We start from the raw sequence: 10,466 nt of genomic DNA on the forward strand, positions 1-10,466 counted from the left end.
GGCCTATTCGACAGGCTTACGCGGCCCCCTGTCGGGCGGCAGATCGAACGGTGTCGCCGGAGGCCTCTCCGGCGGCACATTCGGTGGCAGCTCCGGCGGCGGATCGCGCGGGACGCCGACCGGCTCTTCCTCTGGCGGCGATTCGACCGGCGGCGCCGGCGGGACTTCTGCCGGCGTCAGAGGCGGGGCCTCGGGCGGCGGAAATGGCGGCTGCGGCACGCCCGGTGAGTTGAGCCGATCGGTGGTCGTCGCGGACATCACGAACTCMTTGTTCGGTCATCAACGCGTCGAAGCCGCGAAGGTTCGCGGCCAGCCCACCAAACGCCCCGGCATTCCGAAAGCGCCGCTCGATGGCGGCGGCATCAGTGTCATCGTACGGAGGAGCGCGGAGGAACGGCCCGCCGGTCAGGGCCCCGAAGAATCTCCGGACTCGGTCCCTGCCTTGGATCGAGAGCCATCTCCCTCCGAGAATTGATCGTCGTTCGGCGGTCGTCCCTGCGCCCAACGCTCGATCGAATGGTCGATGGCGAGCAGGGCGAGCGCGATGGCCGTGCCGGTAAGCGCCACACGCCAGTGACCAAGCCCGGCCGCAGAACCGAGCGCCGCTGTCACCCAGACGGCCGCTGCTGTCGTCAGCCCATGCGGCATGCGGTCATTCTCGCGCCGAATGATGACGCCCGCCCCCAGGAAGCCGATGCCGGTCAGGACGCCTTGCACGACGCGGCTCGCGGCGTCGGGATGGGGCGCCCCGTAGAGCTCACCGCTGAAGATGGCCGCTGCGGCCGCCGCGCCAACACCGACAAGGCCGAAGGTGCGAATTCCTGCGCTCTTGTGCCTCAGCGTCCGCTGCCAACCCACAGCGATGCCGGCAAGCGCACCGCAGAGCAGTTTCAGGACAATGTCGAGTTCGGTCAGCATGCGAAGCGAATCCCGACGCCACGGCGAAGCCTCATTTCTCTACCCGGCAGCGGAACTGATCAACAGTGCAGGAAGAACCGGGCAAGACTTCTGGCGCCTGGGTCTCGCCCCGCTGCATCCAGCTCCCCGCCGCCAAATTAACGTACAATAACGTGAATTATAGCAATTTCCGTTGATCTGTGCGCAATGCTCATATTACAAGCAGCGCTCCCGACCGATCGGACCAGTGCGGGCAGCGTGAAACTCTTCAGTCCCATTCTCGCCGGCGCCACGATCTCGGAACGTCTGATCGCCTGTGCGGGCGCGTTCGTCGCCATTGCGTTGACCGCCGCAGCCGGCCTGCTCTTCCCGGCCCCTTCTCCCTTGGTTGTTGCGCCGATTGGGGCTTCCGCGGTCCTGATCTTCGCCGTTCCGACAAGCCCTCTTGCCCAGCCCTGGCCCGTCATTGGTGGCAACGTCATCTCCGCCTGCGTCGGCCTTTGCGTTGCCTGGGCGGTTCCTGACGTCACCCTCGCCGCGGCGCTCGCGGTGGCGCTTGCGATCGCCGTCATGTCGGTCACGCGGTCGCTTCATCCTCCCGGCGGCGCGGTTGCCCTGACTGCCGCACTTGGTGGCTCGGCTGTCGCCAAATGGGGCTCTCTGTTCCCGCTGATCCCCGTCGGGTTGAACTCGCTGGCCTTGGTTGCGCTCGGGGTGGCATTCCATGCCCTCTCGCGCCGCTCCTATCCCCATCGTGCAGCACGAACCGAGCTGAACAAACTCCCGACGGGCTCAGCTCCGCCCTTCATCGCGGCGGATATCGACGAAGCTCTGGCGCAAATGGGCGAGACCTTTGACATCGCGCGCGATGATCTGGACCGGTTGCTGCAATATGCGGAGGCAAATGCGGCACGCCGACAAGCCCGGACGTCCTGAACGTCAGCATCGAGCGCTGGATTGCACCGCCGCCGGGCTTGTCTATTGCTATAGGGCGCTTCGCTTGTCTCGCCATGCTCGGCGTCGCGGCGGCGCCCCTGCATTCTGGATCTGGACCACGTCATGCTGAGCGCGTTTCCGCGGATCGATCTCGTCGGCGGCCCAACGGCGCTTGAGCCGATGCGCCGCATCGGCCGTGTGACCGGGCATCCGCAGCTTTGGATCAAGCGCGACGATTGCATGCCGCTGGCCTTCGGCGGCAACAAGGTGCGCAGCCTCGAATTCTGGATCGGAGAAGCGCTCGCACGGAAGAGCGACATGTTGGTGGTGGCCGGCGGCCTGCCCTCCAACCAATGCCGGCTGGCCGCGGCGGCGGCGGCAAAAATCGGCATCGACATGCTCGTCCTCTATGCCGGCGACCCATCGGCTCCTCTGCGCGGCAACGCCCTGCTGACGAAGCGACTGGGGCCGACATCCAGATGCTCGGCCCCGTTGGCGAGGAGGAGCGTGGGCGGCTGGCGTGGCAGACAATCGCCGAACTCGTGGCAGCGGGACGACGGCCCTATCTGATTGGCGATCCGGTTCTGGGGGCGTTGGGCTATGTCCGGGCGGCGCAGGAGTTATCCGAACAGGCCCAGGCGCTGAGTCTCGATCTCCGGCACATCGTACTTCCCGGCTCGATGGGCGTGACGGAAGCGGGAATGATCTTCGGAGCGGCCGTCCTCGGACTGCCGTGGACCTTCCATCTGGTCAGCGTCGAATACGACGCTTGTACCCTTCGGCGCCGTCTCGACGCTATCCTGCGCGACCTTGCTGGGCTTGTTGGCCGAGCCCTGCCATCAGGGTGTCTCGACCGCGTCCGCATCGACCTCGGACAACTCGGCGAGGGATATGGCACCCCCACGCCGGCATCGGTTCAGGCGGCAGCTCTCTTTGCCCGGCATGAGGCGCTGATCCTTGAACAGACCTACGTGGCCAAAACCTTCGCCGGGCTTCTGAAGCTGGCGGAAGACCGCATCATTTCGCCCGATGACGCGGCCTGCATCCTGCACACCGGCGGCACGCCGGCGATTTTCGAACAGGGCTGATCCGCGCACACGCCTTCGTTCAAACGGGGCGCTCGTCCGGCTGTGCGGAGCGCTGGAATCTGGCCGAAGTTGCCGCTGCTACGCTGGGTCGAAGATTTGGCCGGCTCGGCACGAATGCATACCGGAACATGCAGCACGAGCCGCAAAACAACCATGCCGGTCCCGGGCAAGGCCGGTCCCCAGGCGGGGCTAAATATCTGAACTTCAAGGAAGGTTCGTGGTGGGTGATGTAGGGCTCGAACCTACGACCCGCTGATTAAGAGTCAGCTGCTCTACCAACTGAGCTAATCACCCATACGCCACGAAGACGTTGCCTTTCTGCCGGCCGGAACCGCGTCAGGCAGGGGGCGTGTAACAAACGCCCCCTGCCCTGTCCACCCCGTTTGAGCAGAAAAATGCACTCCGGCTAAATGCCTGTGTGCAACTGCGAGAAATCCTCACGCAGTGCGGCGATTGAGCAGGTGGTAAAGTGCGATCGCACCGAAGGTAGCGGTGCCGATTCCGCCGAGTTCGAAGCCGAAAATCGGCAGTTTGAGATCGCCGGCGCCGAGGATCAGCGCGGTCGCAACCGTGATGAGGTTCTTCGGCGCAGAAAAATCGACCTTGTTCTCKACCCAGATCCGGCCCGCAGTCGCAGCGATCAGGCCGAAGACGACGACAGCGAGACCGCCCAGCACTGCGACCGGGATCGTGCCGATCACCGCGCCGAATTTGGGCGAGAAGCCGAGCACCAGTGCGATCACGCCCGCAGCGACGAAGACCAGGGTCGAATAGACCCGCGTCACCGCCATCACGCCCATGTTTTCGGCATAGGTCGTGACGCCCGTGCCGCCGCCCGACCCGGCGATGATGGTCCCCAACCCGTCGGCCATGAAGCCGCGCCCGATCAGCGGATCGAGGTTACGGCCGGTCATCACGGCAATGCCCTTGATATGCCCGAGATTCTCCGCGACCAGGATGATCGCGACCGGAGCGATCAGCGCCATCGCCTTGAAATCGAAGACCGGTGCGACGAAATTCGGCAAGCCGAACCAGGATGCTGCGGCGATCTTCCCGAAATCGATTGTCGGAGCGCCGAAAGATGAGGCCGTCGCAGCATAGACCACATAGGCCGTGAGGCCGCCGATCAACACCGGCAGCCGCTGCGCCAGCCCGCGCCCGTAAACCGCCACCAGCGCGACCGCGACGACGGTGAACAACGCGATCCATTTCGTATAGGGGCTCGCCKAGATCATGTTCATCGCGACCGCGGTCAGGTTGAGACCGATCGCGGCGACAACCGCGCCGGTGACCACGGGCGGCAGCAGTTTCTCGATCCAGTTGGTGCCGACGGCCTGCACGATCAGGCCGATGGCGAAATAGACCGCGCCGCAGGCGATGATGCCGCCAAGCGCCACCCCGATATTCGCGTTGGGGCCAGCCCCGGCATAGCCCGTCGCAGCGATCACCACGCCGATGAAGGCAAAGGAGGAACCGAGATAGCTCGGCAGCTGCCCCCTGGTGATCACGAAGAAGAGCAGCGTCGCGATGCCCGAGAAGAAGATCGCGACATTGGGGTCAAACCCCATCAGCAGCGGTGCCAGCACTGTCGAGCCAAACATGGCAACGACGTGCTGCAACCCCGCGACGATCGTCTGCCCGGTCGGCAGCCGCTCATCCGGCATCACCGCGCCGGTTGTTTTCAATGTCCATTTCGGAAAATAGCCAGCCATGCCTCACGCTCCCCAGCCAAGCCGCGACCATGCTCGCGTCACGAACGGACATAGAAGGCAAGCGCGCTGCCGCCGCCAAGACGGCGGCAGCGAAATCGCTGTGATTTCAGGGGAAAACCGGTTCTCCCCGGCAGCTCAGGAGGCGATCTGCGTTTGCCGATGGTGGCTCTGATCACCACGCTGGAAAAGACGATCCGCCGGCAGCGCCATTTCCGGATCGATATCGGCCCCGGCCCGCGCCTGGGACAAGGTCATCGCCAGCGATGTTTCATCAAGCGCCGGCATGGCGTCGAAGCCGGGCATCACGAAATAGCTCTGCTGGTAATCGTCGATGCGGTAGAGCGTACGCATCACGCGGACCGCATCGAAGGCGATGCGGTTGGGTGATGTGCTCTCGAGCGCGAAGATCGTCTCCCCCGGCGAGGAGGCGATGCCGGCACCGAAAATGCGCAGGCCGGACTTGGTCTCGATCAGCCCGAACTCGACGCTGTACCAGTAGAGCCGCGCCAGCCGCGCAAGATCGGCGGCATCATGCAGTCGCAATCCCGCCTCGCCATAGGCCGCGACGAAATCGGCATAGGCCCGGTTCATCAGCAGCGGCACATGGCCGAAGATGTCATGGAAGATGTCCGGCTCCTCGATGTAGTCGAACTCCTCTGGCCGCCTGATCCAGAAGCCCGCTGGGAAGCGGCGTGCCGCCAGATGCGTGAAGAAGACCCGGTCCGGCACCAGCCCCGGCACGGCCACCACCGTCCAGCCGGTCGCCGCTTCGAGCACGCGGTTCAGGTCGCGAAAATCGGGAATGCCATCGGCAGCGATGCCAAGCGCAGTGAGCCCCTCGAAATATTCGTCGCAGACGCAACCGCGGAGCAACTCGGCCTGGCGTCGATGCAGCCGCGACCAGGTTTCATGATCAGCCCGCGAATAGGCGTCGAAACGTTGATCGACGACGAAATCCTCTGGTATTTCATGCGGCTTCAAGCCGGAGCGGGAGAACGGATCGGTCGACATGGCGCACCTCCCTTGCATGCACTGAGCATGCGCGGAGCCGACGGTCATGTCCTGACCATTTCTTGTTCTTCGACACGTCTGTTGGCAGGATATGACCCGAGGAAATGGATTGAGGTCCGATGATGCCCCACCATCCTGCAAACCCGTCTCGGCTCGACGAGACCGATCGGCGGATCCTGCGCGCCCTGCAGCGTAATGGCCGGATCACCAACGCAGCGCTGTCCGAAGAGATCGGCATGGCGGCCTCGCCCTGCCTGCGCAGGCTCAAGGCGCTGGAGGAGGACGGCATCATTACTGGCTACCGCGCGGAACTGGACCGGCGCGCACTCGGCCACGGCGTCGAAGCCTATGCCTTCGTCAAGCTCTCGCAATCCGACCCGGACTGGCGGACAAGGCTGGTCGAGAAGCTCAAATCCTTCGAGGAAGTGATCTCCTGTCAGGCCATGACCGGCGAATGCGACCTGCTCGTTCATATCGTCGCGGACGATATCGAGGCCTATGGCGAATTCGCGATGCAGCGCCTGCTGACGCTGCCCGGCGTCGCGGACATGCGCTCCTCCTTCGTGCTGGCGACGATCAAAGCGGACGAGGGCTGGCCGGTGTGAGGGCGAGCGGACGTTTCGCTCCGATCGTGCTATTCTCAGGTACGATGCGCGCCGCGCGACCGCGGCCAAGCGGAGTGTAATGGGGAGGCCCGTTTGATGGCCGCATCCAGTGCCTTCGGGAATCTCGAGCAGACGGGCTGGGGCTCGGCGACGGTCGCGCTCGCCTATCATCGCAATCTGGGCGAAGTGACATCGGGTTGCATCCCCGAGTTGATCCGCGCCGCCGACCTGAATGCGGGCGATAGGGTTCTCGATGTCGCCTGCGGTGTCGGCTATGTGGCGGCCGCCGCGCGTGATCATGGCGCAGATGCCATCGGCCTGGACTTTTCCGCAGTCCAGATTCGGCTGGCACAGCAGACCTATCCAGATATCCGCTTTGTGGAGGGGGATGCCGAGGCCCTCCCTTTTGCCGATGGTGAGTTCGATGCCGTCCTCAACGCCTTCGGATTGCCCCACCTGCCCGATCCGGACAAGGCACTGGCCGAGGCCTGCCGCACTCTCAAACCCGCCGGGCGCTTTGCCTACGCCTCGTGGAGCGACGCGACGAAGTGCATCGCTTTCTCGATGGTCTATGACGCGATCCACGCTCATGGCTCACTGGACGTGGGGCTGCCTCCCGGCCCCAACTTCTTCAGCTATGGCGAACCGGGCTTCGCCGCCCAGTTGCTCGCCCGAGCCGGTTTCGTGAATATATCGACCATGGAAGTCCCGCTGGTCTGGCGCGTTTCATCTCCCGACGCGATCATCGACGCCATTTCATCCGGCACGGTCCGCGCCGCAGCTGTCCTGCGCCTGCAGCGTCCGGAGAACCTGGCCAGGATCAAGGAATATCTGCGCGAACGGGTCTCCGCATACGAGCGCAACGGCATCTATGCCGTGCCGTCGCCGGCCCTGGTCGCCAGAGGTAGCAAGCCCGGCTGACGCAGCATCACCGGTCTCGTTGCAAACCGCCGGAACATCACTTTACCGCAAGCCCCCGGGACGAACTCATCGTCTCGCCCGGGGCCCGCAGTTGAAGGGTGGCAGCTACTCCGCAGCCGCCTGCGCATGCACGCGCGCACCGCGCGCGATCAGCTTGTTGAGCGCCGAGAGATAGGCCTTGGCCGAAGCGACCAGAGTGTCGGGGTCGGCGCCGCGGCCAGTGACCGACGCACCGCCCTCGGAGAGCCTGACAGAAACCTCGGCCTGGGCATCGGTGCCCTCCGTCACGGCATGGACGTCGTAGAGCTCCAGATGGGCCTCGTGCGGCACGATCGCCTTGATCGCCTTGAAGACCGCATCGATCGGCCCGTTGCCTTCGGCTTCCTCGGCGACGACGCGCCCTTCGACATCCAGCTTCATCATGGCCCGCTGCGGGCCACGCGTGCCGGCGATCACCGTCAGCGAGACCAGCTTCACGCGGTCATGCGCGGTTGCGATGTTCTCGTCGACCAGCGCTTCGATATCCTCGTCATAGACGTGCTTCTTGCGATCGGCCAAGGCCTTGAACCGGGTGAAGGCGTCCTCCAGCTGGTTGTCGCCGAGATCGTAGCCCATGTCCTTCAGCTTGGAGCGGAAGGCGGCGCGCCCCGAATGCTTGCCCATCACCAGTGAGGTCTTGGTCACGCCGACCGAGGCGGGCGTCATGATCTCATAGGTCTGCTGGTGCTTCAGCATGCCGTCCTGGTGAATGCCGCTTTCATGGGCGAAAGCGTTCCGACCGACGATCGCCTTGTTGTACTGCACCGGGAAGGAACAGGCGGTGGAAACCGCCTTCGACGCACGCATCAGCATGGCCGACTCGATGCCGGTATCGTAGGGCAGGACGTCGCCACGGACCCGCAGGGCCATCACCACCTCTTCCAGCGCCGCGTTGCCCGCGCGCTCGCCGATGCCGTTGATCGTGCATTCGACCTGCCGCGCGCCGCCCTCGATGCCGGCCAGCGAGTTGGCGACAGCCAGGCCGAGATCGTTATGACAGTGCACCGAGAAGATCGCCTTGTCGGCATTCGGCACGCGCTCGCGGATCGAGCTGAACATGGTGCGATACTCGTCCGGCGTCGCGTAGCCGACGGTATCGGGCAGGTTGATCGTCGTCGCCCCCGCCTTGATCGCCGTCTCGACCGCCCGGCAGAGATACTCGATCGGCGTGCGCGTCGCATCCATCGCCGACCACTCGACATCCTCGACCAGGTTGCGCGCCTGGGCGACGGTCCTGGTGATGATCTCCAGAACCTCATCCTCGGTCTTGCGCATCTGATGCTGCAGATGGATCGGAGAGGTCGAGACGAAGGTGTGGATGCGCGGCTTCACCGCGTGGCGGACGGCTTCCCCTGCCCGAGCGATATCGGCGCTGATGGCGCGCGCCAGCCCGGCAACGGTCGCACGCTTGATCCGCTTGGCGATTTCCGAGACGGCCTCGAAATCGCCATCGGACGCGATCGGGAATCCGGCCTCGATGATGTCGACGCCCATGGCGTCCAGCACATCCGCGACCTCCAGCTTCTCCTCGAAGGTCATGGTCGCGCCGGGGCATTGTTCACCGTCACGCAGAGTGGTGTCGAAGATCAGCACCCGGTCCTTGGAGGATGCAGTCTGGGAAGCGTTGGTCATGGTCGTGATCCTGATTGGGTCGCGCCGCGGTCGTTGGGATGGGCGCGTTAGGTCTGGAAGGCGGTTCTCGTCACTCCCCTGAGCGCCCAGGCATGCATGCCCGGCCGGCCCTCAGGGGCGGCTAAGGAGAAGAAGCTGACCAAGGCCAAGCGGAGCGCGCATGCCGACCGTCCGCGCAGCGGCGCGGCTCAGGATCCAGGCATGGGTGGCAGATGCGGCCACGGGCGTTCCTCGTTCGACTGGACACGATGTAACCGAAAGCACCCGCGGTGCGCAAGCATGTGACGCATGCGAAGTTTGCAACGTCGTCCCGGCCGGAGTCTCGCTATCCTGACCGGGCCGCAACTGCTGGCGCGGCATGCATTGTCCGCTCCCCGCGAATCGCATTCGATCGCCGGGCAGGCTGGGGAGAGATATCCGATGATGCGCTACGACCGCCGCACGATCGGTCTTGCGGTCGGGCTGACCTGTCTTGCAGGCTATGTCGATGCGCTCGGCTTCATCAGCCTTGGCGGTTTCTTCGTGTCCTTCATGACCGGGAATACGACGCGGCTCGGGATCGAACTCGCCAACGGCCATCTCGGCGGTATCGCGCTGGCAGGCGGTATCATCATGCTCTTCGTCGGCGGCGTGGTGCTCGGCTCGCTCGTCGGACATTTTGCCCGGACGAGGCGGCATACCGCCGTGCTGGCAGCTCTGACGATCTGTCTCTTCATCGCTGCGCTGTCCGACAGGCTGGGAGAGGCCGGCATCAGCATCGCCATGCTCGCCGTCGCCATGGGCATGGAAAACTCCGTCTTCCAGCGCGACGGCGAGGTCACGATCGGCCTGACCTACATGACCGGCACGCTGGTAAAGATGGGGCAACGCATCGCCGGGGCCCTGCTTGGCGGCTCCCGCCTCGCCTGGCTGCGCCATTTCACGCTCTGGCTTGGGCTGCTGAGCGGAGCGGTTGCCGGCGCTCTTGCGCATCACATGATCGGACTCGACGCAATCTGGCTGGCCGCCGCTTTCTCGGGGTTCCTGACACTGGCTGCCTCCCGCCTCCTACTGACGGACTGACCTGCGAGCGGAGGCGATTGGAACCGCGCGGGGAATCGGTCATTGTCCCGGCCGTTCGCCAGCCGGAGCCTGCATGCGATGCGCGCCACTTCGTTCTTGATCCCCGCCCTCGCCGGCTTCCTTCTCGCCGCCTGCCAGACAGCAGGACCACCGCCCGCCCCGGCTCCGGAGCAGGCAGCACCGGGCGTGACGCCCAGCACCTTCCGCATGCCGAGCGGATCGGGCTGCTCGGGCGAGGTCGAACGTTTCCAGGCGGTGATGGATAACGACCTCGCGACCGGCCACACCACCAAGGGCGTGCACAGCCGCGTCAGTGCCGAGATTGCCAATGCCCGCACGAGTTGCGCCGCGGGCAATGACGCTAGGGCGATCTCCCAGGTGCGCGCCACCAAGTCACGGTTCGGTTATCCGTAAGGCTTCTGTAATGGGCCTTTGATCGTCAAGTCCCTCTGAACGATATCTCGTCGCCAGGATCATGCTTMTGTCCGTGGTCAGTACGAAGACCGCCACACCATGCCATCAGATCCAGAGCCGACAGGTCAATCTAGGGGTGCGTGATTTGC

10 protein-coding genes, 1 tRNA gene and 1 pseudogene are annotated in these 10,466 nt (G+C 64.7%); 6 read left to right on the top strand and 6 right to left on the bottom strand.

Annotation, left to right across the window (positions count from 1 at the left end; genetic code table 11):
* Positions 1-3 precede the first annotated feature (3 nt).
* Together AC1DIO_RS13470 and AC1DIO_RS13475 are read right to left on the bottom strand one after the other, a co-directional pair.
* Complete coding sequence (locus tag AC1DIO_RS13470) at positions 4-258, bottom strand: hypothetical protein (RefSeq protein WP_441491552.1); 255 nt, start codon at positions 256-258, stop codon at positions 4-6.
* A 147-nt stretch (positions 259-405) separates the two neighbouring features.
* The gene (locus AC1DIO_RS13475) at positions 406-918 is read right to left on the bottom strand and encodes an MgtC/SapB family protein (protein WP_441506280.1); all 513 of its coding nucleotides are present in this window, start codon (positions 916-918) and stop codon (positions 406-408) included.
* A gap of 237 nt (positions 919-1,155) precedes the next feature.
* Between AC1DIO_RS13475 and AC1DIO_RS13480 the strand changes: the two genes are divergently transcribed.
* Together AC1DIO_RS13480 and AC1DIO_RS13485 are read left to right on the top strand one after the other, a co-directional pair.
* The gene (locus AC1DIO_RS13480) at positions 1,156-1,833 is read left to right on the top strand and encodes an HPP family protein (RefSeq protein WP_441506281.1); all 678 of its coding nucleotides are present in this window, start codon (positions 1,156-1,158) and stop codon (positions 1,831-1,833) included.
* A 180-nt stretch (positions 1,834-2,013) separates the two neighbouring features.
* Positions 2,014-2,921, top strand: a pseudogene (locus tag AC1DIO_RS13485) (1-aminocyclopropane-1-carboxylate deaminase/D-cysteine desulfhydrase).
* Positions 2,922-3,139: 218 nt separating this feature from the next.
* On the opposite strand, the gene AC1DIO_RS13490 reads toward AC1DIO_RS13485, so the two are convergent.
* From AC1DIO_RS13490 to phhA, 3 genes are all read right to left on the bottom strand, one after another.
* Positions 3,140-3,215, bottom strand: a tRNA-Lys gene (locus tag AC1DIO_RS13490).
* A gap of 143 nt (positions 3,216-3,358) precedes the next feature.
* Entirely contained in the window at positions 3,359-4,633 is a 1,275-nt protein-coding gene (locus AC1DIO_RS13495) for a solute carrier family 23 protein (protein ID WP_476853501.1), read from the bottom strand.
* 135 nt (positions 4,634-4,768) lie between these two features.
* Entirely contained in the window at positions 4,769-5,644 is an 876-nt protein-coding gene (phhA, locus tag AC1DIO_RS13500) for a phenylalanine 4-monooxygenase (protein WP_441506283.1), read from the bottom strand.
* Positions 5,645-5,766: 122 nt separating this feature from the next.
* Here phhA and AC1DIO_RS13505 point away from each other — a divergent pair, with 122 nt between their 5' ends.
* The gene (locus AC1DIO_RS13505) at positions 5,767-6,249 is read left to right on the top strand and encodes an Lrp/AsnC family transcriptional regulator (protein ID WP_441506284.1); all 483 of its coding nucleotides are present in this window, start codon (positions 5,767-5,769) and stop codon (positions 6,247-6,249) included.
* A 96-nt stretch (positions 6,250-6,345) separates the two neighbouring features.
* The gene (locus tag AC1DIO_RS13510; protein WP_441506285.1) at positions 6,346-7,170 is read left to right on the top strand and encodes a class I SAM-dependent methyltransferase; all 825 of its coding nucleotides are present in this window, start codon (positions 6,346-6,348) and stop codon (positions 7,168-7,170) included.
* Positions 7,171-7,275: 105 nt separating this feature from the next.
* On the opposite strand, the gene AC1DIO_RS13515 is transcribed toward AC1DIO_RS13510, so the two are convergent.
* Complete coding sequence (locus tag AC1DIO_RS13515; RefSeq protein ID WP_069879891.1) at positions 7,276-8,841, bottom strand: 2-isopropylmalate synthase; 1,566 nt, start codon at positions 8,839-8,841, stop codon at positions 7,276-7,278.
* Between the two features lie 420 nt (positions 8,842-9,261).
* Between AC1DIO_RS13515 and AC1DIO_RS13520 the strand changes: the two genes are divergently transcribed.
* Together AC1DIO_RS13520 and AC1DIO_RS13525 are read left to right on the top strand one after the other, a co-directional pair.
* Positions 9,262-9,903 (top strand): YoaK family protein, encoded by a 642-nt coding sequence (locus AC1DIO_RS13520; RefSeq protein WP_441491560.1) that lies wholly within the window; start codon positions 9,262-9,264, stop codon positions 9,901-9,903.
* 78 nt (positions 9,904-9,981) lie between these two features.
* The gene (locus tag AC1DIO_RS13525) at positions 9,982-10,317 is read left to right on the top strand and encodes a hypothetical protein (RefSeq protein WP_441491561.1); all 336 of its coding nucleotides are present in this window, start codon (positions 9,982-9,984) and stop codon (positions 10,315-10,317) included.
* Positions 10,318-10,466 lie beyond the last annotated feature (149 nt).

The sequence above is a fragment of the Allobosea sp. 05T439 genome, assembly GCF_056396005.1.